Consider the following 22,958-nt stretch of genomic DNA (forward strand, 5'->3'; position numbering starts at 1 on the left):
GATTATGCCGATCCGGGAGAGTGCACCACTACCTCATAGATGGTGCCATGAAAAGTGCCTGCATCCGTCGGAACACGCGTAAACCAGATCAAAACGTACTGACCGCTTGTCGCCTCTTCGGGGGCGAGGGTGGTCTTACCTGCGGCGTTCTTCTCCGTCGCCACGGTCTTCAGCGAGCCGAGCTCGGGGGAGTCGCCCACCTTGAGCTCGACGGTCGCGCCCGACGCATCGGACAGCGTAGCCACCACGTCGCTGATCTGCATGGACTTGCCCATGTCGAGCAGCAGGCCCACGCCGTCCTTGAGCCGGCCCAGGTCGGCGCTGGTGTAGGTCTCGGTCTTCCACAGCGTGCCGGGCTTGCCGTCGATGGCCAGCTTCGCGATGTCGGTCTTCTCGTCACCGTCGCCGAGCGGGTCGAAGCCCTTGGCGTTCTTGGGCTTGACGGCGTCGACGGCGACCGTGGCCGACTTGGTCGAGGTGGGGGCGGCGCTGGCCGTCTGCGGGGTGGTCGGGCTGCCCAGGCTGCGGCCGATCGTCCAGGCGCCGACGCCGACGGCGGCGATGACGAGCAGCACCACCAGCGTCATCAGCACGCGGTTGAGCGTGCTGCCCCCGCCGTTGCTCGACGGGCGCTGCGGCATCGTGACGGGCGGCAGCGGCGGCATGGGGGCGGCCTTCTGCCGGTGGGCGATGTCCAGGCCCTCCGTGTGGGAGGCCGAGGCGACCGCGGGGGTCGAGGGGTAGGAGATCGGGATCGGCATCGGCCTGGCCACGTCGGCCAGCGACTCGGCGACCTCCGCCGGGCTGGCCAGCGCGCCCTGGCCCCTGCGCGACTCCGGCAGGCAGGCCCGCACGGTGACCGTGTCGAGGTAGCTGGGCACGCCCGCGGTCACCTGGCGGGGCGTGCAGAAGTGGCCGTCGGTCATGGGGGCGGCGGGCAGGCCGCCCTCCTCCTCGTCGCCCGGCCAGTGCCCGGTCAGGCCCGCGTACAGCAGCCGGCCGAGCCCCTCGGCGTCGTCGAGCGCCGGCTGGTCGGTGGTGAGCCCCCACATCGCCGCGTCCACGGCCACGCCGAGCACCTTGACCGTGTTGCCGTTGGTCCACATCAGGTGGGAGGGGCGCAGGCACAGGTGGTAGAGCTGCGCCTGGTGGGCGTGCGCGAGCGCCTCGGCGGCCTCGGCGACCAGCCCGGCCGCCCGCTCCGGCTCCAGCGGCCCGTTGGCCAGCAGGTCGGTGAGCGTCTCGCCGGTGACCCACTCGCTGACGACGTAGGCGCTCTTGTCGTCCTCGGCGGCGTCGAACACCTGGGTCAGGCGCGGGTCCGTCAGCCGGCTCGCGGCGCGGGCGGCCGTGACGACCTCGTGGACCCGGGGAAAATCGGGTGCGAAGGTGTGCACCGCCACGGGGCGGGCAAGGATCTCGTCGATCGCCTTCCACAGCGTGGCGCCGTCGGACTCGCTGACGCGGTCCTCCAGCCGGAAACGCTCGGCGAGACGGGTGCCGGGTTCGACGGCCGACGTGCTGCTCACTGGCTCACTCCGCTTGGCCGATCGGGCGTGCTCATGGTTCGACTCACCTGCGTGGCCGTGTCCCACGAAGGCACGCTATGCCGGGTGGATCCGCCCACGCCCCTCCTGCTTCCATTCGCGCGTGTCGGGCTCCATGGTAGTGCCGAGAAGATTCCGCCCGCGTTCTTTACCGACCTACCCGCCTCGCGACCATCCCAACGATCGAGTTGACCTCCGGGATGCGCATTCTGTGGGCCACGCCGAGATAGAGCACCATACCGAGTCCGCCGCCGATAGCGAGCACTATGACCGAATTGAGAAAATCGAGCCCGCCGAACACGCCGGTGACGACCCACACGGCCGCCAGCGCCAGCACGGCCGTGGGCAGGCCGGCGAGGTACATCCTGGTCAGCGACATGCCGACGGCCCAGCCGCCGAGACCGCCCACCCGGCGGCTGGCCAGCCACCAGGCCAGGACCGCGCCCAGCCCGTACGCGATCGCGTACGCGAGCGCCAGCCCCATCACCGCGTACGCGGGCGGCAGCACCAGGTACAGCAGCACCATGAACAGCGCGTTGACCGCCGTCGTACCGGCCCCGATGAACACCGGCGTCCGGGTGTCGCCGAAGCTGTAGAAGACCCGCAGCAGGAGCTGGAAGATCGCGAACGGCACCAGCGCGAGCCCGTACACCTGCAGCACGTTGCCGATGTAGACGGCATCGGGGATGGTGTTGGCGCCGTGGCCGTAGATGGGCACGGTGATCGCCGGCCCGAGCACCATGAGCAGCAGCGACACCGGCACCATCAGCGAGCAGACCAGCCGCACGCTCGACCCGAACTCGGCGCGTACGTCCTCGAACCGGCCCTCGGAGACGGCCCGGCTCATGCGCGGCAGCATCGCGGTGATCACGGAGACGCCGATGACGCCGTACGGGAGCTGGAAAAGCTGGAACGCCAGCGTGTACGGGCTGATGCCGTGCCCGGCCACCACGTTGCCGGCGGAGCTGGCCAGGTTCACCGTCAGCATGAAGCCGAGCTGGGTGACGACGACGTAGCCGATCGTCCAGACGCCCGCCTTGCCCATCTCGCCCAGCCGCGCGTTGCGCAGGTCGAAGCGGGGCACGAAGGCGAACCCGGCCCGCCGCAGCGCCACGATCAGCACCGCCGCCTGGGCGACGATGCCGACCGTGGTGCCCACACCGAGCAGCGCCAGGTCGAAGGTGGTGACGCCCTCGATGTCGCGGCCCGTGCCGACCACGGCGTAGAGCACGAACACGGCGATGACGACCACGTTGTTGAGCACGGGCGCCCACATGGGGGCGCCGTAACGGTCGCGGGTGTTGAGAATGGCGCCGGCCACCGCGCCCACGCCGAAGAAGGCGAGCTGCGGCAGGATGAAGCGGGCCAGCATGACCGCGACCTCGAACTTCCTGCTGCCCGGGTCCCAGTCGGTGTAGAGGTCGATCAGCAGCGGCGCCGCCAGCACGGAGAGCACCGCCACCGCGACCAGCGCCACCGTGGCGATCGTCAGCAGCCGCTGCTCGTAGGCCCGGCCGCCGTCCTCGTCCTGCTGCTGGGCGCGCACGATCATCGGCACCACGACGCTGCTCAGCACGCCGAGGAGCAGCAGGTCGAGGATGCTGTACGGGATCGCGTACGCCGCGTTGTAGGCGTCGCCCAGCGCCGCGGTGCCGATCGCGTAGGCGAGCACCATCGTCCGCACGAACCCCGTGACCCTGGACACCATGGTGCCCGCCGCCATGATGGCGCTGGCCCGCAGCATGCGGCTCATACGGTCTCACTCTCCCGGTTCTTGGCGGCACGCGCGAGCTTGCGGTGGGACCTGCGGCGCAGCAGCCGCGTCACCACGGCGGCGAGCATCACGGTCAGCGCCGCCCCCACGATCACCAGGGCGATCCCCGTGTAGCCGGTCGTGCGGATCGTCAGCCGCTGCGGCTTGCCGTACGGCTGCCCGTCGACGGTCTTGAGCTGCACGGTCACCGTCGCGTCGCCGCTGGTGTCGGGGGCGGCGTTCATCGGGACCTGCACCGTGCCGCTCTGCCCGCCGCCGATCGTCAGCGGCTCCGTCTGCTCGAACGTCACCGTCAGCAGCTCGGGGTTGTCGGACTTGACCTCGATGTAGAGCTTGATCTGGGCGCTGAGCTCGTTCTTCACGCTGATCGGGACCACGCCGTTGCTGCCCGCGAGCGTGCGCGGCGAGTCGGGGCTGGCCCCAGTGATCTTGATCTCGGCGAGCTGGTCGTCCACGGCCTTCCCGACCACGGTCGTCACCGAGCGGCCCATCCGCGTGCTGTTGCGCCAGGCGGAGGAGGTCAGCCGCAGCACCGCCGCGTCGAAGCGGGACTGCGTCTTCTGCGCCGTGATCAGCGAGGTGAGCTGCGCCTTCGCCCAGGTCTCCTTGACCGGGTCGAGGTACTTGCGGGTCAGCTCCTCCTTGCGGTCCTGGTCGGTGTAGGCCAGGCCGGCACGCGGGACGGAGGCCTTGCCGGGCTTGATGGACTCCAGCTTGGCGGGCTGCAGCCACGGCAGCCGGTCCGCGGCCTTGATCAGGGCGGTGACGAGCGTCGGGTTGGGGTTCCAGCGCCGCGAGGGGGCCACCACCAGCGACCTGGGCGCGGCCTGCCGGCCGGGCTGGACCTGCTGGCCGGGCTGGGGCTGCTCGGCGGCGATCATCGCGGTCTCGGCGATGAAGCGCTGCGTGCTGAGCAGCACGGACGTGCTGGTGGCCGGCTCGAACAGGCGGCTCAGCTCGGCGTCGGCGACCAGCGCGGTGACGGGGCCGTTGACCGAGTCGAGCGTCGAGGCGGCGTCGGGCGTGGTCGTGACGGGCTGCTGCGGCGGCAGGTTGGTGGAGTTGAGCAGCACGGTGTCGACCTCGCTGACCGAGAGCAGGTCGAGCGCGTCGGGGTCGAGCAAGCCGTTGGCCGGCCAGTTGATGTTGGTCTTCGCGTTCTGGTTGAGCAGCGACCTGGCCGTCTGCCCGCCCAGCTCGATGGCCCGCGCGGTCTGCGTGTCGAGCCCCTGGTGCGCCAGCGCCGCCACGTCGGGATCCGCGTACGGGGTCGCGACCACGGGGGAGGCCGCCAGCGCGCTGCGCATGGTCTTCAGCCACTGGTCGGCCTCGGCGCTGGCCGGCTTCTTCTCCTCGCCGTCCTTCGTCTTGACGCTGTATCCCTTGGCCATCCTGCTGATGTCGTCGAGCAGCGCCGGGTCGAACACCCAGGTGACGGTGGTCGGCGCGGACTGCGCGATCCTGGCCAGGTCGGCCAGGCGGCCCCGGCCGGTCAGCGCCTGGCTCAGCTTGTCGTCCACGAAGGCGCCGTCGTCGGTGGAGCGGTGGGGCTGGTCGATGACGGGCAGCGCGATGGCGATCTTGTTGCGCGGCAGCTTCTGCGGCGTGGCCGGCGCGTAGGTCAGGTAGGTGCGCTGCATCGCCTGGGACACGCCGTTGGGCGCGACGTCCACGGCGACCGGATAGACCCCGAACGACCGGTAGCCGAGCTGCGAGGGCGTCGCGGTGAACTCGAACTCCTGCTGCGCCCCGGCGGCCAGCGTCGGGATGTACATCGAGGAGACCGAGGAGACGAGGGGCGGGATCGCCGCCGGGTCGGCCTCGTACGCGCTCAGGGCGGCGCGGTCGGCGAACGGCTGCGACTGGTAGCGCAGCCGGATGGAGACGTTGTACTGGGGCGACCCCGTGTCGTTGCGCACCGTGCCGGTGAATTTGATCTCATCGGTCACGTTCCTCGGCGCCTCCGGCGTGATCGACGAGATCGACACCGCGAAGCTCTGCCTCTGCGCTGTGACCGCGGGTTTCGCGGCAGCAGAGCCCGGCGTCACCGCCACCGTGGGGGCGAGCAACGCGGCGGACAGCGCGGCGAGCAGCGCGGCCTTACGGATCACGCGGATGCCCGAGCTGGACTACGACGACGCACGCCCGCAATGGTACGGGTTCAGTGCCGTCGCGCGACCGCCGCGCGCGCTCCTCGCCGGTGCGAGCCGTGCAGGTCGACCATCTTGCCTGGCAGGACGGCCAGCAGGTCGAGTGAACGCATCGCCAGGGCCGTGTGACGTTCGCCCGTGGGGGTGAAGAGCGGCTCGTTGTCGGCCAGCAGCCGGTCGTCGATGAACATCGGCAGCGACTCCGGCAGCAGCAGCGGGCACACCAGCCCGCAGGCGTAGTCGGTGGTGACGTTGACGACGTGCGCGGGCGCGGGGCGCACCTGGCGCGCGCCGAGCAATCCGCCGACGGCTCCGGGCCGGGGCGGCGAGGAGACGGGGGAGGTGACCCCGATGACGACCTCGCGGCCGACCCAGGTCGTGACTTCGAGCACCGTGACCATCAGGCACCGCTCAGGAGCGGCGGAGATCGTCTCAGGCAGCTCTTCCGCGCATGTCATGGGACGCGGAAGGCGTACGATCTCATGATGGACCTGGCGTGCGAGGAGCCAGCGGTGGATCGCGAGGGCGTCCTTCATATAGTCCTCCTTGCCTGAAGTCCATGGCCCCCGACGGTCCCTTGACCGACGGTAACCCGGACCTGGTGTGGCTCGGGGGATATGTTCCGGAAGCAGAAGGCCGACTCAGTTTGTCCGACTCAACCTTGACCGAAAGCCAGCAGCGGGCCATGAACGACCTGTTCCGCAAGATCGCTCCGGTGGCCGACGAGCTCGGCCGCCTGTTCGCCGACAAGGGCCACGAGCTGGCCCTCGTCGGCGGTCCCGTGCGCGACCTCCTGCTCGGCCGCATCGGCAATGATCTCGACCTGACCACCGACGCGCGCCCCGAGCGGGTGCTGGAGATCGTCCGGGACTGGGCCGACTCCGTATGGACGATCGGCATCGACTTCGGCACGGTCGGCCTGCGCAAGGGGAGCTGGCTGATCGAGATCACCACGTACCGGAGCGAGTCGTACGACCCCAAGTCCCGCAAGCCCGAGGTCATGTACGGCGAGACGCTCGACGCCGACCTGGAGCGGCGCGACTTCGCGGTCAACGCGATGGCGGTCCGCCTGCCCGGCCACGAGTTCGTGGACCCGTACGGCGGCCTGGCCGACCTGCGGGCCCGGCTCCTGCGTACGCCGGGCACTCCCGAGCAGTCGTTCGGCGACGACCCGCTGCGCATGCTGCGGGCCGCCAGGTTCGCCTCGCAGCTCGGGTTCGACGTGGACGCGCAGGCCGTGGCGGCGATGACCGCGATGGCCGAGCGCATCGAGATCGTCTCGGCCGAGCGCATCCGCGACGAGCTCGACAAGCTGATCTGCGGGGCGAACCCGCGCGAGGGCCTGCGCCTGCTGGTCGACACCGGCCTGGCCGCCCACGTGCTGCCCGAGCTGCCCAAGCTGCGCCTGGAGATCGACGAGCACCACCGGCACAAGGACGTGTACGAGCACTCGCTCACCGTGCTCGACCAGGCCATCGCGCAGGAGGAGGACGGCAAGCCCGACCGGATTCTCCGCTGGGCGGCGATCATGCACGACGTCGGCAAGCCGAAGACGCGCCGCCACGAGGCGGGCGGGCGGGTCTCCTTCCACCACCACGAGGTGGTCGGCGCGCAGCTCACCAAGAAGCGCATGACCGAGCTGAAGTTCCCCAAGGACGTGGTCTCCGACGTCGCCCGGCTGGTCGAGCTGCACCTGCGCTTCCACGGCTACGGCACGGGGGAGTGGACCGACAGCGCGGTGCGCCGTTACGTGCGCGACGCCGGTCACCTGCTGAGCCGGCTGCACAAGCTGACCAGGGCCGACTGCACCACCCGCAACAAGCGCAAGGCGGCGGCCCTGTCGCGGACCTACGACCACCTGGAGGAGCGCATCGCGCGGCTCGCCGACGAGGAGGAGCTGGCCAAGATCCGCCCCGAGCTCGACGGCAACGAGATCCAGCAGGTGCTGGGGGTCGGGCCGGGGCCGGTGGTGGGGCGGGCCTACAAGTTCCTGCTCGAGCTCAGGCTCGACAAGGGCATGATCGGCAAGGAGGCCGCCACCGCGGCGCTGCTGGAGTGGGCCGGCTCAAACGGCCTCGGCGCGTGACCTCGTGGTGATCGTCCGGTAGGCGAGCGCCGCCAGCGGGTAGCCGATCGAGATGATCACCACGGCCAGGTACGACTTGCCGTTCGCCGGCAGGATGGCCGCCGAGAGGGCCGCGGCGAGCACGTACATGCCGTTGAAGAGCATGTCGTAGATCGAGAACGCGCGGCCCCGGTAGATGTCCTCCACGTCGCGCTGGACGGTGGTGTCGGCGCAGATCTTGACGCTCTGCCCGGCCAGCCCCAGCACGAACCCGGCCACCGGCAGCCCCCACTCCTGGAACGGCAGCACCAGCGCCGCCGTCAGCACCCCGGCCGCGACCAGCGCGATCTGCACCCAGCGCTCGATCCCGAACCGCTCGGTCGCGTACGGGGTGATGACCACGGCCAGGGCGGTGCCGACGCCGGCGGCCACCACCACCAGGCCGACGCCGCGCAGCGCCGCGTCGGCGTCGCCGTCGGTGAAGTAGTTGCGGTAGAGGATGATGCCGAGCGCGGTGCACATGCCGAACAGGAAGCGGTGCGTGGCCATCGCGCCCATCGTCGCGGCGGCCACCCGGTGCCGCACGAGGTGTTTGGCCCCGTCGGTGAGCCCGGTGACGACGTTGCGCAGCGCCTGGCGAGCCTGCGGCCGGTTGGGGTCGGGCCACGGCCCGAGCAGCTGCCGGTCCATCGTCCGCGCCACCAGCGCGCTCATCGTGAACACCACGCCGGACGTGACCAGGAGCAGCGCCACGCCGAAATCCGTGCCGCCGAAGATCTCCCGCAGCAGGAACCCCAGGCCGGCGCCGACGAACGTGGCCACCGTCCCCGAGGTCGGCACGACCGCGTTGGCGGAGATCAGCCGCTCCGGCGGCACCACGTGCGGCAGCGAGGCGCCGAGCGCGGCCAGGAAGAACCGGTTGACGCCCAGCACGGCCAGCGCCGCCGCGTAGAACCACGGATCCGGCACGTCGGCGGCGACCAGCCCGGCGGCGAGCAGCAGCAGCATGCCGCGGATGAAGGGCGCCACCACGAGGATCTGCCGCCGCGACCATCGGTCGATGAAGACGCCGACGAAGGGCCCGAGCACGCTGTACGGCAACAGCAGCACGGCCAGCCCGGCGGCCACTTCGAACGCGGTGGTCTGGCTCTCGGGGCTGAAGAAGGCGAACCCGGTCACCCCGAACTGGAAGATCCCATCGGAGAACTGGGAGACCAGCCGGGTGCTGAACAACCTTCTGAAGTCCCTGCCCCGCAGGACCACGCGGAGATCGGCGACGAAAGACACGCCGCCAGCCTAGCCCCGTCCCTCCTCCTTTAGGATGCTGGTGCAGCAGGTGCGCACGGGGTTCCGAGCGGTGCACATGATCTCGTACGCTTCATAGCGTGACCACTGAGGAACACGTTGTGCTGGTAGACCCTGCCGGCCATGCGCTCGGCACCGCGCCCAAGACGTCGGTGCACGGCCGCGAAACCCCTCTCCACCTGGCGTTCTCCAGCTACGTCTTCGATCGTGAAGGCCGCGTGCTGCTCACCAAGAGGGCCGACCACAAGATCACCTGGCCGAGCGTCTGGACCAACAGCTGCTGCGGTCACCCGCTTCCCGGCGAGCCCGTGGACCGCGCGGTGCTGCGCCGGCTCTCCTACGAGCTGGGGCTCGCGGCCGGGCGCGCCGACCTCATGCTGCCCGCCTTCTCCTACCGCGCCGAGATGGCCAATGGCATCGTCGAGCACGAGCTCTGCCCCGTCTACCGGGTCACGGTCGACTCAGCCGTCACGCCGAACCCCGACGAGGTGGCGGAGACCCGCTGGATGCCGTGGAAGGAGTTCGCCGAGGGGGCCCAGAACGGGCTGCTGGCGATCTCGCCCTGGTGCCGGGAGCAGGTGCCGCTGCTGGCCGAGCTCGGCTCCGACCCGCTCGCCTGGCAGCCGGCCTCGGCCGGCGACCTGCCGCCGGCCGCGCGCCCGTGAACGACAGCGCCGCCCCCCGCTCGTGCGGGAAGGCGGCGCCACGAGCTCAGCGCGTCAGCGCTCGACCTCGCCCCTGATGAACTTCTCGACGTACTCCCGGGCCTCGTCGTCCGAGAACTGCTTCGGCGGCGACTTCATGAAGTACGAGGAAGCGGACAGGATCGGCCCGCCGATGCCCCGGTCGAGCGCGATCTTGGCCGCCCGTACGGCGTCGATGATGATCCCGGCCGAGTTCGGCGAGTCCCACACCTCGAGCTTGTACTCGAGGTTCAGCGGCGTGTCGCCGAACGAGCGCCCCTCCAGCCGCACGTAGGCCCACTTGCGGTCGTCCAGCCACGGCACGTGGTCCGACGGCCCGATGTGCACGTCGGCCTTGCCCATCTCGTGCGGGATCTGCGAGGTGACCGACTGCGTCTTGGAGATCTTCTTCGACTGGAGCCGCTTGCGCTCCAGCATGTTCATGAAGTCCATGTTGCCGCCGAAGTTGAGCTGGTACGTGCGCAGCAGCTCGACCCCGCGGTCCTCGAACAGCTTGGCCATCACCCGGTGCGTGATCGTGGCGCCGACCTGCGACTTGATGTCGTCGCCGACGATCGGCACGCCGGCCTTGGTGAACTTCTCCGCCCACTCGGGGTCGGAGGCGATGAAGACGGGCAGCGCGTTCACGAACGCCACCTTGGCGTCGATCGCACACTGCGCGTAGAAGCGGTCGGCCTCCTCCGACCCCACCGGAAGGTACGACACGAGGACGTCGACCTGGTTGTCACGCAGCACCTGGACCACATCGACGGGCGCCTCGTCGGACTCCTCGATGATCTCGCGGTAGAACTCGCCAAGGCCGTCGAAGGTGTGGCCGCGCTGGACCGTCACCCCCGTGGGCGGGACGTCGCAGATCTTGATCGTGTTGTTCTCGCTGGCGACGATCGCCTCGGACAGGTCGCGGCCGACCTTCTTGGCGTCCACGTCGAACGCGGCGACGAACTCCACGTCGCCGACGTGGTAGTCGCCGAACTTCACGTGCATCAGGCCCGGGACCCGTGTGTCCGGGTCCGCGTCCTTGTAGTAGTGAACGCCCTGGACCAGCGACGACGCGCAGTTGCCGACACCGACAATGGCCACGCGAACCGAACCCATCGCACTCGCTCCCTTACTCATCAGTTGACGTGGTATCTCTTTCGGGCCTCTCCTCTGACGAGGCCCGACGCTCCGTTGCGATCAGCTCGTTCAGCCAGCGCACCTCGCGTTCGACGGACTCGAGCCCGTGACGTTGCAGCTCGAGCGTGTAGCTGTCGAGACGCTCCCTGGTGCGCGCCAGCGCAGTACGCACCGCGTCGAGGCGCTCCTCCAGCCGGCTACGGCGGCCCTCGAGAATGCGCAACCGCACTTCGGCCTCGGTGTGGCGGAAGAAGGCGAAGTGCACGCCGAAGCTCTCGTCCTCCCATGCGGACGGACCGGCCTGCGTGAGCATGTCCTGCAGGCGTTCCTTGCCCTCGGCGGTCAGCTTGTAGACGATCTTCGACCTGCCGCCGACGATCGCGTTCGGAGCGGGCTGCTCCTCGGCGATGAGGCCCTGAGCCAGAAGTGATCGCAGACAGGGGTACAGCGACCCGTAGGAGAACGCACGGAACATCCCCAGCAGGGCGTTGAGCCGTTTGCGCAGCTCGTAGCCGTGTAGCGGCGTCTCGTGCAGCGACCCGAGCACGGCCAGTTCCAAGACCCTGCCCTGTCCGCTGGCCACTGGAACCGCCCCCTCTCGCGTCGATGTATCGAGCCGATACATCCCCAAGATACGTCGGTCCGCTATATGCCCGCAATCTATGAATCTGCCAAGGCGTTGGGATGAACCCGTAAAACGCCGTAGTCTGGCGCTCATGTGGTCACAGAGAAGGGTGGTGGATTACGGCCTCGCGAAGCGGGCGGTCGTCCGCTCCCTGCGCTCGGGGGATGCCTCGCGCCGCGACGTCTGTGACGCACAGCCCTACCTCCTTCGCGCGGCGCGCCACTTCGGCGAACCGACCGAACGCCCCTGCCCGGTGTGCGAAAAGGAGAACGTCACCAACGTGACCTATGTCTACGGCGACTCCCTCGGGAGGCATGCCGGTCAGGCAAAGGTCACATCAGAACTCGTCGCCATGGCTCATGATTACGATGAGTTCCGGGTGTACGTTGTCGAGGTCTGCCAAGGTTGTTCCTGGAATCACCTGACGGTTTCGTACGTCCTCGGGAACGGACCGCCTGACCTCGCCGGACGAGCGTGAAGACCGAGGGCGGCGAGGAGTTCACGCCCAACCGCCGTTTATGTTTCCGACGACGTTGCGAGGACGTGTGAGTAGCAGCATGAATGAGGGGACGGCCCGCCCGGGGAGGCGCCGTCGATCCAACTCATCCCGTTCTGTGCCCCAGAGTTCTCCTCCCCAAACCGGCGAGCCGGGGTGGGGTGCGGCCCAGCCGCCCCGTCGTCCTGAAGCGGCCTACGAGCAGACCGGCGCGATGGCCGCGCAGCCGTACGACGAACCACCTGCCGGACGCGCCGAGCCGCGTGCGGGGCATGCCGAGCAGCCGCGCGGAAGCCATCCCGAGCAGCCGCCGCAGCGTGGAGGCCATCCCCAGCAGCCGCAGCCGGGGGGTCGTCCCCAGCAGCAGCCGCCGCCTGGGGGCCATCCGGAGCAGCCGCCGCCGCGCTCCCGCAGCCGCCAGGACACGCGCACGCTGGGTAACCAGGAGACGATCATCAGTGACGCGCCGCGCCGCTCGCGCCGGCGCGGCTCGGGCGAGCCGCCCGAGCCTCCGGGCCCACCGACGAAGAAGGACGGCGGCGGCCGGGGCGGCTGGCGCAGGTTCGTGCCGAGCTGGAAGATCGTCGTGGCCGGCACCGTGGTGCTCGCGGCGGGCCTGTTCGGCATGATCATGGTCGCGTACGCCAACACCCCGGTCCCCACCTCCGCGCAGAGCGAGGCGACGGCCCAGCAGAGCACCATCTACTTCCGCGACGGCAAGAACGAGATCGCCAGGCTCGGCTTCAAGCGCGAGATCGTCCCGTTCGCCAAGATGGACGAGGACGTCAGGAACGCCGCCGTCGCCATCGAGAACAAGACGTTCTGGGAAGACTCCGGCATCTCCGTCTCCGGCATGGTCCGCTCGGTGTACAACACCGTCACGGGTCAGCAGCTCCAGGGCGCCTCGACGATCACCCAGCAGATGGCTCGCGGTTACTACGACGGCCTCAGCCAGGAGGTCTCGATCCAGCGCAAGGTCAAGGAGATCTTCGTCGCGGTCAAGCTCGACGAGACCATGTCGAAGCAAGACATCCTCGAGACCTACCTCAACACCATCAACTTCGGCCGCGCGTACGGCGTCGAGGCCGCCGCGAAGGCCTACTTCCCCGGCAAGAACATCACCGCCGCGAAGCTGACCCCCGAGCAGGGCGCCTACCTCGCCGCCCGCATCCAGCAGCCCAACTGGGACCACAACTCCTCGGCGCTGCAGTGGCGGTTCAAGGAAGTCATCAAGAACATGGCCGAGCTGTGGCCCGACAAGTACGGCAACCTCCCGCAGACCGCCAAGTTCCCCAAGACGCGCGCCTCCGCGGGCAACGACGACCTGGGCGGGCTCAACGGCTACATGGTCAAGCAGGTGCTGGCCGAGCTGGAGACCCGCGGCCTGACCGAGGAAGAGATCAAGAGCGGCGGCTACCACATCGTCTCGACCTTCGACAGAAGGCTCATGAAGGCCGCCCAGACGGCGGTGAAGAGCACGATGCAGGCGTACAACCTGGGCACGGAGTTCCACGGCGGCCTGGCCGCGGTGAACCCGAAGAACGGGCGCGTGCTGGCCTTCTACGGCGGCGACGACTATCTCACCGACCCGTGGAACGAGCCCTTCCAGTCCACCAAGCAGGCCGCGTCGGCGTTCAAGCCGTACGTGCTGGCGGCCTGGCTGCAGGCCGGCTACTCGCTCAAGAGCTACGTGCCGGGCAACCAGACGGTGCCGAAGGAGCTGCCGGGCCAGCAGGAGGGCGGCATCAAGAACAGCCACAACGTCGGCGTGTCCGTGGACGTGGTCAAGGCCACCGCGGCGTCGGTCAACACCGCGTACGTGTCCATGGCGTTCAAGCTGCCGGGCCAGCTCGATGACGTCAAGAACCTCGTCGAGGCGGCTGGTTTCGACCAGAAGCGCATGGAAGACGACGTGAACGAGCACCACTTCCAGTTCGCGATCGGCAGCGCGCTGGTGACGCCGGTCGAGCAGGCAGCGGGCTACTCGATCTTCGCCAACGGCGGCAAGTACACCAAGTACCACGTCGTCCAGGAGGTCAAGCAGAACGGCAAGGTCGCCTACCCGGAGCAGGCCGTCGCCAAGGAGGTCATCAACCCGGGTGTCGCCGCCGACGCCACGATCGCCATGCAGGCCGTCCTCCAGCCGGGCGGCACCGCGGCGGGCAAGGGCCTGGGCAACAGGCCGGCCGCCGGCAAGACCGGCACGAACAACGACGAGAAGGAAGCCTGGTTCGTCGGGTACACGCCGCAGATCTCGACCGCGGTCGGGTTCTACCGCGAGCAGTGCGTGACCAAGACGGGCAAGGTCGTCGCGCCGCAGCACTCCAACTGCCCGATCTTCCGCAAGGGCAGCAAGAAGTACAACAACGACAACCCCTACACCACGGTCAGGGAGGTCTCGCTCGGCTTCGAGGGTGCGGGCCCGCCCACCATCGCCTGGCAGAAGTTCATGCAGATGGCCCACGAGAACCTGCCGATCGAGCAGTTCCCGGACCGGGCCGAGGTGGGTGTCCCCGAGAACATCGTGCCGAGCCCGACGCCCACGCCGACGCCGACGCAGGAGGACGAGAACCCGTTCGGCTCGGACAACCCGTTCGACGACGGCGCGGACGACTGCCTCATCGGCTGCGACAGCAACGACACCACCGTTCCCGACGATGACGTGAGCGTGGACGACGACGGCGCCGAGGACGAGTTCTCCGAGACCAACCCCGACGACGTGGGCCTGGCGGGCCAGGGATCCGCGCCGGAGCACAGAACCGGCGGGACACAACCGAAGACCACCCGGCCAGAGGACCAGTGACGAGCACCGAGGCACGCGCCCCCTGGGTGGCGCGTGCCGTGCCGTACCTGCCCCTGGGGCTGATCGCGGCCCTGGGGGCGACCCTTGCGTACGTGGTGCGGCTGCCGTGCCGTACCGGCGGGTGGAACGACCAGGTCTCCACCTACACGAACTTCTGCTACACCGACATCTACCCCCTGTACTTCGACAGGGCGCTGGCCACCCAGGACCCCTACTTCGCCCAGGTGCCGTTCGACAAGCAGGTCGAGTACCCGGTGGTGCTGGGCGAGGTCATGCAGGTGATCAGCTGGATCGCCCGCGCGCTGGAGCCCGACCCCGTCGCGCAGGCGGTGCGCTTCTACGACCTGACGGTGATCCTGCTCGGCCTCTGCCTCGTGGCCGGCGTGCTGCTGATGGCCGCGGTGGCGGGCCCGACGCGGCGCTGGGACCCGCTCTGGTACGCCATCTCGCCGGCCGTGGTGCTGGCGGCCTACATCAACTGGGACCTGGTGGCCGGCGCGCTGTCCATGGGCATGCTGCTGGCCTGGAAGCGGCAGCGCCAGGTGGCGGCAGGGGTGCTGCTGGGGCTGGCGATCGCGACCAAGTTCTACCCGCTGATGTTCCTGGGCGCGCTGTTCCTGCTGACGTGGCGTACCGGGCGATGGCGGCCGTTCCTGGTCACGGCGGGCTCGGCGGCGGGCGCGTGGCTCGTGGTGAACGTGCCGTTCATGGTCTTCGCCTGGGAGGGGTGGCGCAGGTTCTACGTCTTCTCGCAGGAACGCGGGGTGGACTGGGGCTCGCCGTGGCTGTTCTTCCAGAACAAGGGCTGGCCGGTCCTGGGCGAGGCCGACGTGAGCACGCTGGGCATGGTGTCGCTGGCGATCATGTGCGTGGGCATCGCCGTGCTGGCGCTGGCCGCGCCGCGCCGGCCCCGGCTGGCGCAGATCTGCTTCCTGGCGCTGGCCGCGTTCATGATGACGAACAAGGTGTGGTCGCCGCAGTTCGTGTTGTGGCTGGTGCCGTTCGCGGTGCTGGCCAGGCCCAACTGGAAGCCGCTGGTGCTGTGGCAGCTCGCGGAGGTCTGGTACTTCGTCGCGATCTGGCTCTACCTGCTCGCCCAGCCGCCGCTCAGCCGGGGCGACCTGGGCATCGGTGACGACACGTACTTCACCGCCGTGTGGGGCCGGATCATCACGATCGGCATCATGATGGCGTTCGTCGTGCGTGACATCCTGCGCCCGGACAAGGACGTGGTCCGGCAGGCCGACATCGACGACCAGGCAGGCGGCGTGTTCGACGACGCGCCCGACCGGTTCACCTTGCAGTCCGCCTTCAGATGATCACTCGCTCGGCCGGTCGGGACGCGCTGCTGCTGTGGTTCGGCTCGCGGGCCGGGCTGCTCGTCGCGACGCTGCTCGGCGTGACGCTGGGCGAGTACCTCGACAGGTGGCGCAAGTGGGACGCCACCCTGTTCATCACGATCGCGCAGTACGGCTACGACGGCGAACCCGGCAGGCCGCCGGACGACGGGCTGCCCGCGTTCTTCCCCGGCCTGCCGGCGGTGCTGCGGCTGGTGCACCTCGTGGTGCCCGACTGGGCGGCGGCCGGGCTGCTGGTCTCGCTGGTCGCCGGGGCGGTCGCGATGCTGGCGCTGGCCCGGCTGGCCGAGGTCGAGGGCGCCTCCGGGTGGGTGGCGGTGCTGGCGCTGCTGCTCTTCCCGATGGCGGTGTTCCTGGCCGCGGGTTACAGCGAGTCGCTCTTCCTGGCCTTCGCGATCCCGGCGTGGCTGGCCGCCCGGCAGGGCAACTGGCCATCGGCGGCGCTGCTGGCGGCGGGCGCCTCGTGCGTGCGGATCACGGGGCTGTTCCTCGCGGTCGCGCTCGTGGTGGAGTTCGTGATGCGCAGGGAGTCGCCGCGTCGGGCCGGGTGGCTCGCCGTGCCGCTGGTGCCGCTGGTGGCGTACTCGTACTACCAGTACGGCAGGACCGGCGACTGGTTGGCCTGGAAGCACGCCCAGGAGGCCGGCTGGGGGCGCGACTTCGCCTGGCCGTGGCAGGCGTGGGCGACGACCTGGCGCTCGGCCATGGGCTCGGGCGACTTCGCGGTGGCCTTCCGGATGGAGATCGCCGGGGTGGTGGTGGCCGTCGCCGGGCTGGTGTGGCTGCTCGCGCTGCGCCGCTGGAGCGAGGCCGTCTACACGGGCACGCAGGCGGCGGCGCTGATGACCTCGGCGTACTACCTGTCGATCCCGCGCTCGCTGCTGCTGTGGTTCCCGCTGTGGGTGCTGGTCGCCAGGCTCGCGACCAGGCGGGCGTGGGTGATCGTGCTGTACGGGCTGATCTCGGGGCCGTTGATGCTGGTCAACGCCGGCCGGTTCCTGAGCGGCGCCTGGGCGGGCTGAGGCCGGCGCGGGCCCTTACCCACTTTCCCGTCTCGGTAATCCAGGGAAGTTATCCACAGGCTGTGTGTATTCGCTAGAGGTTCTTCCTCAGGAACGCGATGTCCTCCGCCTGGCCCTCGCCCGGCGTCTCCACCACGATCGGCGCGCCGGCCGCCCGGCAGACCGCCAGGATCAGCTCGGGGTCGATCTTCCCCCTGCCCAGGTTGGCGTGCCGGTCGGCGCCGGAGTCGAAGTCGTCGCGAGAGTCGTTGCAGTGGACCAGGTCGATGCGGCCGGTGATGGCCTTGACCCGGTCGACCAGGTCGATCAGCTCCTCGCCGCCGGCGTGGGCGTGGCAGGTGTCGAGGCAGAAACCCACGTCGAAGCCGTCGAGCGCATCCCACAGTCGGGCGATGCGCTCCAGCTTGCGCGCCATCGCGTTGCCGCCGCCCGCGGTGTTCTCGATCAGCACCGGGACGGGGCACTCCATGCGCTCGAACACCTTGCGCCAGTTGTCGAACCCGGTCTGCGGGTCGTCGCTCTTGTTGACGTGACCGCCGTGCACGATCAGGCCCTTGGCGCCGAGGCTCGCGGCCGCCTTCAGGTGCTGCTCCAGCAGCTTGCGGCTGGGGATCCTGATGCGGTTGTTGGTCGTCGCCACGTTGATCAGGTACGGGGCGTGGATGTAGACGTCCACCCCCTCGACCGGCTTGGCCGGCAGCACGGGCTTGTCGTAGCCCTGCGGGTTGCCGAGGAAGAACTGCACCACCTCGGCCCCGACCTCCGCGGCGTGGGCGGCGGGGTCGTCCTGATCGACATGAGCTCCGATTAGCACCATGTCACCGAGGATATCCGTTTGGCATCAGCAGCTCAGGGCAGTCGCGGGGACACCCCCTACCCCCGAGGAGAACACATATGAGCCGCTGGCGCTTACGGGCGCTGATCGTTCTCGTCTACGTCATCATCGGCATCTACGTCGCCTGGGTGTACGACTACATCACGCCGGGGCTGCTCCGGGATCTCGCGGAGGCGTTGCTCGCGGTGTTCCTCTGGTTCCTGGTCCTGCTCGGCATAGACCTGCACATCGGGTGAGTCACATAAAGTGAACGGCCCCGGGCGACCGGGGCCGTTGGCTCATGTATGGGGGAGGAAACCGCCGTGGGCGATGCCCAGCGCGGCACCCACGAACGATCCCACGAGGCCGACGATGTTGAGCGAGCGCTGCGGCGTCGTGGCGGAGATGTACTGCGAATAGAGACCCATACCGAAGCCCAGCGAGCCGAACCAGGACGCGATCGCGTGCGCCGAGGTCCAGAACGTCGAGACGAAGGCGACCACACCACACACGAGCGTGGCGATGGCCAGGATGTTCTCGACCGGGTGCGGACGTCCATCCGGGTTGAGCGTGAGCCTGAACCGCTCCCTTTCGGAGGGCTGAAGCACATGTGGCACAGCCACCACCCCCTTGGTTTCCTACAGGCCTTCCCACCTACTCACGGCTGGTAACCTGGGGCACGCTGCGTTGTGATGGGTGATCCATCGCCCCGGGTGCCGAAATGGGGCCGCCCGGGCCAAGACGTCAGCGTCCTCCTGTCACGGCAGAGTGTCGTGACCGCAAGAGTCCAGAGGAGGTAGGAGTCCCGCATGCGTCGTTACGAAGTAATGGTCATTCTGGACCCTTCGCTCGATGAGCGCACCGTCGCGCCGTCCCTCGACCAGTTCCTCACCGTGGTCCGCAACGACGGCGGCACCGTGGAGAAGGTCGACGTCTGGGGCCGTCGCCGTCTCGCCTACGACATCGACAAGAAGTCCGAAGGCATCTACGCCGTCATCGACCTGTCCGCGGAGCCCGCGACGGTCAAGGAGCTCGACCGGCAGATGAACCTCAACGAGGGCATTCTGCGCACCAAGGTCCTGCGTCCCGACGTGCACTAACCTCCGGCTTTTGTCGGAGGAGCCCCGTACTCTGAGCCGTAACCCAAGCGAAGGCGTGCAGGAAGGCGAGCGCTAGCCATGGCAGCAGGCGACACCGTAATCACCATCGTCGGCAACCTCGTCGACGACCCGGAGCTGCGCTTCACCCCGACGGGGCAAGCGGTGGCTCGATTCCGCATCGCGTCCACTCCGCGGTTCATGGATCGACAGACCAACGAGTGGAAGGATGGCGAGAGCCTCTTCCTGACCTGCAACGTCTGGCGGCAGGCGGCGGAGAACGCCGCCGAGAGCCTCCAGCGCGGCATGCGGGTCATCGTGCAGGGGCGGCTCAAGCAGCGGTCTTACGAGACCAAGGAAGGCGAGAAGCGCACGGTCTACGAGGTCGAGGTCGACGAGGTCGGCCCGTCCCTGCGTAACGCCACCGCCAAGGTCAACCGCACCTCCCGTCAGGGTGGCGGCGGTGGCGGCTTCGGCGGCGGCCCGGCCGACGACCCGTGGGCCTCCGCCACGCCCGCCCCGCCCCAGGGCGGCGGCTTCCAGGGCGGCGGCGGTTACGGCGGCGGCGGCGGCCAGCAGGGCGGCGGCGGCTTCGGCGGCGGCGGCAGCGACTTCAGCGACGAGCCGCCTTTCTAATCCCAGTCCACAAGCCCGAGTCCATTCCCGCCCTGAAGGCGGGGCTCTGAAAGGAGCACCACGATGGCAAAGCCGGCACTGCGCAAGCCCAAGAAGAAGGTTTGCCTGTTCTGCCACGACAAGATCTCCTACGTCGACTACAAGGACACGGCCCTGCTGCGGAAGTTCATCTCCGACCGCGGCAAGATCCGTGCGCGCCGGGTGACGGGCAACTGCACCCAGCACCAGCGTGACGTGGCGACCGCGATCAAGAACGCCCGTGAGGTGGCCCTGCTGCCTTACACGAGCACCGCGCGCTAAGGAGGCCTGTCGATATGAAGCTCATCCTCACCAACGAGGTCTCCGGCCTCGGCACCCCCGGCGACATCGTCGAGGTCAAGGACGGCTACGGCCGTAACTACCTCATCCCGCGCGGCTACGCCATGCGCTGGACGCGGGGCGCCGAGAAGCAGATCGAGACCATCCGCAAGGCTCGCGACGCCCGCGAGATCCGCGACCTCGGCACCGCCAAGGAGGTCGCCGGCCAGCTCGGCGCGCTGCGCGTCCGGCTGACCACCCGCGCGGGCGAGTCGGGCCGGCTGTTCGGCTCGATCACGACGGGCGACATCGCCGACGCCGTCAAGGCCGCCGGCGGGCCGGTGCTCGACCGCCGCCGCATCGAGATCGTCAACGCGATCAAGAGCGTCGGCTCCCACCGCGTCACCGTCAAGCTCCACCCGGAGGTGTCCGCGCCGATCGACGTTGAGGTCGTGGCGGGCTGATCTCCACTTGAAGGCCTCCGCCGCGTGCGGGGGCCTTCTTTTGTTCACGGCAAAGCCGTGGCTCACCACCCGCCGTACTCCGGCTGATGGCCCTCCAGGAAACGGCCGCTGAACCCGTCACCGGCTGACCGCCGTTACGCGAGCCCGAAGCAGGCCGATTGCCGTGGCGAGGGGCACCCTGGGACGGGATTCCCTATACGGGCGGCGTAGAATGCCGTTCGTTCTTTAGCGCGTTCCCCCTGGAGGCAAGGCCATGGCCGTTCGCCCTTTGCTGTTGCTTGCCGTGGCCGTGGCCGTCGTCGGTTGTGCTCCTGTGGACGACACGGCCACTACGGCTGCTCCCACGACGTCCACCGCTTGCACCAAGGAGCAGCTGTCGCTGCTCACCCCGGGCAAGCTGACCATCGGGACCGACAAACCCGCCTTCGAGCCGTGGTTCAAGGACGACGACCCGAGCAACGGGCAGGGCTTCGAGAGCGCGGTGGCGTTCGCCGTGGCGGGGGAGCTGGGCTTCGACCGCAGTGAGGTGCAGTGGAGCACCGTGAAGTTCGATGCCGCGTTCGCGCCGGGCGACAAGCAGTTCGACTTCGACATCAACCAGGTCTCGATCACGCCCCAGCGGGCGGAGGCGGTCGATTTCAGCAAGGGCTACTACACGGTCAAGCAGGCCGTGGTGGTGTCGGAGAAGGGCAAGTACGCCGGGGCCAAGAGCCTGGCGGAGCTCAAGGACGCCAAGATCGGCGTGCAGGTGGGCACCACCTCGTTCAACGCGGTCAGGGACGTCATCAAGCCGGCCGACGACCCCGACGTCTTCAACGACCAGATCGACGTCGTGACCGCGTTGAAGAACGACCAGGTGGACGCGGTGGTCGTGGACCTGCCGACGGCGTTCTACGTGACGGCCGCCCAGGTGGAGAACTCCAAGATCTTGGGCCAGTTCAGCTCGACGGGCGGCACGCCCGAGGAGTTCGGGCTGGTGATGGAGAAGGGCAGCGCGCTCAAGCCGTGCGTGGACAAGGCCGTGGACGCGCTGAAGTCGAAGGGTGAGCTGGCCAAGATCGAGCAGCAGTGGCTCGGCTCCGCGGCCGGTGCCCCCGAGCTGCGATGAGCGAATGGGTCAAGTCGGAGCGGCAGGTCGAGCGGGAGCGGGTACGCAGGTCGCGCGCCCGCCGCTCGGCCTCGATCGCGACGGCCTCGACGATCGTCTTCATCGTGCTGGTGGTCTGGGGGATCACCAGCTCGCCGGGCTGGCCGCGGGTGCGGGAGACGTTCTTCGACGGTGAGCAGTTCGTCGCGGCGCTGCCGGACGTGCTGGAGGGGTTCCTGCTCAACATCAGGATCTTCCTGATCTCAGAGGTGCTCATCCTCGCCATCGGCCTGCTGGTCGCGCTGGCCAGGGGGATCAGGACGCCGGCGTTCTTCCCGATCAGGGCCCTGGCCACGCTCTACACCGATGTCTTCCGCGGTGTGCCGACGATCCTGGTGATCTACCTGATCGGGTTCGGGCTGCCGGCGCTGAAGTTGCAGGGCATCCCGTTCGACAAGGCGACGCTGGGCATCATCGCGCTGACGCTCTCGTACGGGGCGTACGTGGCCGAGGTGTTCCGCTCGGGCATCGAGTCGGTGCATCCCAGCCAGGTGGCGGCGGCCCGCTCGCTCGGCCTGAGCCACCTCAAGACCATGCGGTTCGTGGTGGTGCCGCAGGCCACGCGCAGGGTCGTGCCGCCGCTGCTCAACGACTTCGTCTCGTTGCAGAAGGACACGGCGCTGGTGGCGACGATCGGGCCGCTGGAGGCGCTCAGGCAGGCGCAGATGCACACCTTCAACACCTTCGACTACACCCCTTACCTGGCCGCCGCGCTGATCTTCATCCTGCTCACCATCCCCATGGCCCGGCTCACCGACCATCTGGCGGCCCGTACGCGCAGGAGGCGCGGAGCATGAGCGTCCTGACCATCGAGGGGGTGTGGAAGAACTTCCACGGCCACAGCGTGCTGCGCGGCATCGACCTGGAGGTCGAGTCGCACGAGGTGGTGAGCCTGATCGGGGCCTCGGGCTCGGGCAAGTCCACGCTGCTGCGCTGCGTCAACCTGCTGGAGACGGTGGACGACGGCGCCATCCATCTCGACGGCGAGGAGATCACCGATCCGCGGGTGAACGTCGACCAGGTGCGCAAGCGGCTCGGCATCGTCTTCCAGTCGTTCAACCTGTTCCCGCACATGACGGTGCTGGACAACATCACGCTGGCGCCCAGGCAGGTGCACGGGGTGGCCAGGGCGCAGGCGGGGGAGCAGGCCCGCGAGCTGCTGGCCAGGTTCGGCCTGGCGGAGAAGGCGAAGGCCTACCCCGACCAGCTCTCCGGCGGGCAGCAGCAACGGGTGGCGATCATCCGGGCGCTGGCCACGCAGCCCAGGCTGATGCTGCTCGACGAGGTGACCTCGGCGCTCGACCCCGAGCTGGTGGTGGAGGTCCTGGGGATCATCAGGGAGCTCAAGGAGTCGGGCATGACGATGATCCTGACGACCCACGAGATGGGCTTCTGCCGCGACATCTCGGACGTGGTGTGCTTCCTCGATGGCGGGGTTCTCGTGGAGAAGGGCCCGCCCGAGCAGATCTTCACCTCGCCCGAGAACCCGCGCACCCAGGAGTTCCTGCGCAGCGTCCTGGAGTCGGGGCGGTTCTAGG

23 protein-coding genes are annotated in these 22,958 nt (G+C 69.0%); 14 read left to right on the top strand and 9 right to left on the bottom strand.

Going from position 1 to position 22,958, the window contains the following annotated elements:
* Positions 1-2: 2 nt before the first annotated feature.
* The 4 genes from ACBJ32_RS38030 to ACBJ32_RS38045 all read right to left on the bottom strand — a co-directional run bounded on the left by ACBJ32_RS38030 (position 3) and on the right by ACBJ32_RS38045 (position 6,007).
* The gene (locus tag ACBJ32_RS38030) at positions 3-1,529 is read right to left on the bottom strand and encodes a protein kinase family protein (RefSeq protein ID WP_375130857.1); all 1,527 of its coding nucleotides are present in this window, start codon (positions 1,527-1,529) and stop codon (positions 3-5) included.
* 166 nt (positions 1,530-1,695) lie between these two features.
* Positions 1,696-3,300 carry a murein biosynthesis integral membrane protein MurJ gene (gene murJ, locus ACBJ32_RS38035; protein WP_375130858.1) on the bottom strand — a complete coding sequence of 535 codons (1,605 nt, stop codon included), beginning with the start codon at positions 3,298-3,300 and terminating at the stop codon, positions 1,696-1,698.
* Positions 3,297-5,432, bottom strand: a complete 2,136-nt coding sequence (locus tag ACBJ32_RS38040) for a DUF6049 family protein (protein ID WP_375130859.1) — start codon at positions 5,430-5,432, stop codon at positions 3,297-3,299. Before ACBJ32_RS38040 ends, murJ begins: the two co-directional genes overlap by 4 nt.
* A 50-nt stretch (positions 5,433-5,482) precedes the next feature.
* Positions 5,483-6,007, bottom strand: coding sequence for an aminoacyl-tRNA deacylase (locus tag ACBJ32_RS38045; protein WP_375130860.1), 525 nt, complete (start codon positions 6,005-6,007; stop codon positions 5,483-5,485).
* 149 nt (positions 6,008-6,156) lie between these two features.
* On the opposite strand from ACBJ32_RS38045, the gene ACBJ32_RS38050 reads away from it, so the two are divergent.
* Entirely contained in the window at positions 6,157-7,557 is a 1,401-nt protein-coding gene (locus ACBJ32_RS38050) for a CCA tRNA nucleotidyltransferase (RefSeq protein ID WP_375130861.1), read from the top strand.
* Here the strand turns inward: ACBJ32_RS38050 and ACBJ32_RS38055 are convergent.
* Positions 7,537-8,823, bottom strand: a complete 1,287-nt coding sequence (locus tag ACBJ32_RS38055; RefSeq protein WP_375130862.1) for an MFS transporter — start codon at positions 8,821-8,823, stop codon at positions 7,537-7,539. The genes ACBJ32_RS38050 and ACBJ32_RS38055 overlap by 21 nt on opposite strands.
* A gap of 98 nt (positions 8,824-8,921) precedes the next feature.
* On the opposite strand from ACBJ32_RS38055, the gene idi reads away from it, so the two are divergent.
* Complete coding sequence (gene idi / locus ACBJ32_RS38060; protein WP_375130863.1) at positions 8,922-9,506, top strand: isopentenyl-diphosphate Delta-isomerase; 585 nt, start codon at positions 8,922-8,924, stop codon at positions 9,504-9,506.
* A 54-nt stretch (positions 9,507-9,560) separates the two neighbouring features.
* Here the strand turns inward: idi and ACBJ32_RS38065 are convergent, their stop codons facing one another.
* Together ACBJ32_RS38065 and ACBJ32_RS38070 are read right to left on the bottom strand one after the other, a co-directional pair.
* Positions 9,561-10,640 carry an inositol-3-phosphate synthase gene (locus ACBJ32_RS38065; protein ID WP_375130864.1) on the bottom strand — a complete coding sequence of 360 codons (1,080 nt, stop codon included), beginning with the start codon at positions 10,638-10,640 and terminating at the stop codon, positions 9,561-9,563.
* Positions 10,641-10,653: 13 nt separating this feature from the next.
* On the bottom strand, positions 10,654-11,244 hold the full coding sequence (locus tag ACBJ32_RS38070) for a PadR family transcriptional regulator (RefSeq protein WP_185111346.1): 591 nt from the start codon (positions 11,242-11,244) through the stop codon (positions 10,654-10,656).
* Positions 11,245-11,377: 133 nt separating this feature from the next.
* On the opposite strand from ACBJ32_RS38070, the gene ACBJ32_RS38075 reads away from it, so the two are divergent.
* The 4 genes from ACBJ32_RS38075 to ACBJ32_RS38090 all read left to right on the top strand — a co-directional run bounded on the left by ACBJ32_RS38075 (position 11,378) and on the right by ACBJ32_RS38090 (position 16,965).
* Positions 11,378-11,764 carry a DUF5318 family protein gene (locus ACBJ32_RS38075; RefSeq protein ID WP_357880605.1) on the top strand — a complete coding sequence of 129 codons (387 nt, stop codon included), beginning with the start codon at positions 11,378-11,380 and terminating at the stop codon, positions 11,762-11,764.
* Positions 11,765-11,996: 232 nt separating this feature from the next.
* The gene (locus tag ACBJ32_RS38080) at positions 11,997-14,585 is read left to right on the top strand and encodes a transglycosylase domain-containing protein (protein WP_375130865.1); all 2,589 of its coding nucleotides are present in this window, start codon (positions 11,997-11,999) and stop codon (positions 14,583-14,585) included.
* Positions 14,582-15,904, top strand: a complete 1,323-nt coding sequence (locus ACBJ32_RS38085; protein WP_357880611.1) for a glycosyltransferase 87 family protein — start codon at positions 14,582-14,584, stop codon at positions 15,902-15,904. Before ACBJ32_RS38080 ends, ACBJ32_RS38085 begins: the two co-directional genes overlap by 4 nt.
* Positions 15,901-16,965 (top strand): mannosyltransferase family protein, encoded by a 1,065-nt coding sequence (locus ACBJ32_RS38090; protein WP_375130866.1) that lies wholly within the window; start codon positions 15,901-15,903, stop codon positions 16,963-16,965. The genes ACBJ32_RS38085 and ACBJ32_RS38090 overlap by 4 nt, the downstream gene beginning before the upstream one ends.
* Before the next feature lie 73 nt (positions 16,966-17,038).
* Here ACBJ32_RS38090 and ACBJ32_RS38095 read toward each other — a convergent pair whose 3' ends face one another.
* Entirely contained in the window at positions 17,039-17,782 is a 744-nt protein-coding gene (locus tag ACBJ32_RS38095) for a deoxyribonuclease IV (RefSeq protein WP_375130867.1), read from the bottom strand.
* 77 nt (positions 17,783-17,859) lie between these two features.
* On the opposite strand from ACBJ32_RS38095, the gene ACBJ32_RS38100 reads away from it, so the two are divergent.
* The gene (locus tag ACBJ32_RS38100) at positions 17,860-18,036 is read left to right on the top strand and encodes a hypothetical protein (protein WP_020543052.1); all 177 of its coding nucleotides are present in this window, start codon (positions 17,860-17,862) and stop codon (positions 18,034-18,036) included.
* 42 nt (positions 18,037-18,078) lie between these two features.
* Here ACBJ32_RS38100 and ACBJ32_RS38105 read toward each other — a convergent pair whose 3' ends face one another.
* On the bottom strand, positions 18,079-18,387 hold the full coding sequence (locus ACBJ32_RS38105; protein WP_375130868.1) for a hypothetical protein: 309 nt from the start codon (positions 18,385-18,387) through the stop codon (positions 18,079-18,081).
* A 201-nt stretch (positions 18,388-18,588) separates the two neighbouring features.
* On the opposite strand from ACBJ32_RS38105, the gene rpsF reads away from it, so the two are divergent.
* The 7 genes from rpsF to ACBJ32_RS38140 all read left to right on the top strand — a co-directional run bounded on the left by rpsF (position 18,589) and on the right by ACBJ32_RS38140 (position 22,957).
* Positions 18,589-18,879 (top strand): 30S ribosomal protein S6, encoded by a 291-nt coding sequence (gene rpsF, locus ACBJ32_RS38110; RefSeq protein WP_026214314.1) that lies wholly within the window; start codon positions 18,589-18,591, stop codon positions 18,877-18,879.
* A gap of 78 nt (positions 18,880-18,957) precedes the next feature.
* On the top strand, positions 18,958-19,512 hold the full coding sequence (locus tag ACBJ32_RS38115; RefSeq protein WP_375130869.1) for a single-stranded DNA-binding protein: 555 nt from the start codon (positions 18,958-18,960) through the stop codon (positions 19,510-19,512).
* Positions 19,513-19,575: 63 nt separating this feature from the next.
* Complete coding sequence (gene rpsR, locus ACBJ32_RS38120; protein WP_020543048.1) at positions 19,576-19,812, top strand: 30S ribosomal protein S18; 237 nt, start codon at positions 19,576-19,578, stop codon at positions 19,810-19,812.
* Positions 19,813-19,826: 14 nt separating this feature from the next.
* Positions 19,827-20,273 (top strand): 50S ribosomal protein L9, encoded by a 447-nt coding sequence (gene rplI / locus ACBJ32_RS38125; RefSeq protein WP_357880627.1) that lies wholly within the window; start codon positions 19,827-19,829, stop codon positions 20,271-20,273.
* 253 nt (positions 20,274-20,526) lie between these two features.
* Positions 20,527-21,381 (top strand): ABC transporter substrate-binding protein, encoded by an 855-nt coding sequence (locus ACBJ32_RS38130; protein WP_375130870.1) that lies wholly within the window; start codon positions 20,527-20,529, stop codon positions 21,379-21,381.
* Positions 21,378-22,217: an amino acid ABC transporter permease gene (locus ACBJ32_RS38135; protein WP_375130871.1), complete on the top strand. Its 840-nt coding sequence runs from the start codon at positions 21,378-21,380 to the stop codon at positions 22,215-22,217. Before ACBJ32_RS38130 ends, ACBJ32_RS38135 begins: the two co-directional genes overlap by 4 nt.
* Positions 22,214-22,957: an amino acid ABC transporter ATP-binding protein gene (locus tag ACBJ32_RS38140; RefSeq protein ID WP_375130872.1), complete on the top strand. Its 744-nt coding sequence runs from the start codon at positions 22,214-22,216 to the stop codon at positions 22,955-22,957. Before ACBJ32_RS38135 ends, ACBJ32_RS38140 begins: the two co-directional genes overlap by 4 nt.
* Position 22,958 lies beyond the last annotated feature (1 nt).

The organism is Nonomuraea sp. GTA35 (assembly GCF_041950525.1).
Lineage (GTDB): Bacteria > Actinomycetota > Actinomycetes > Streptosporangiales > Streptosporangiaceae > Nonomuraea.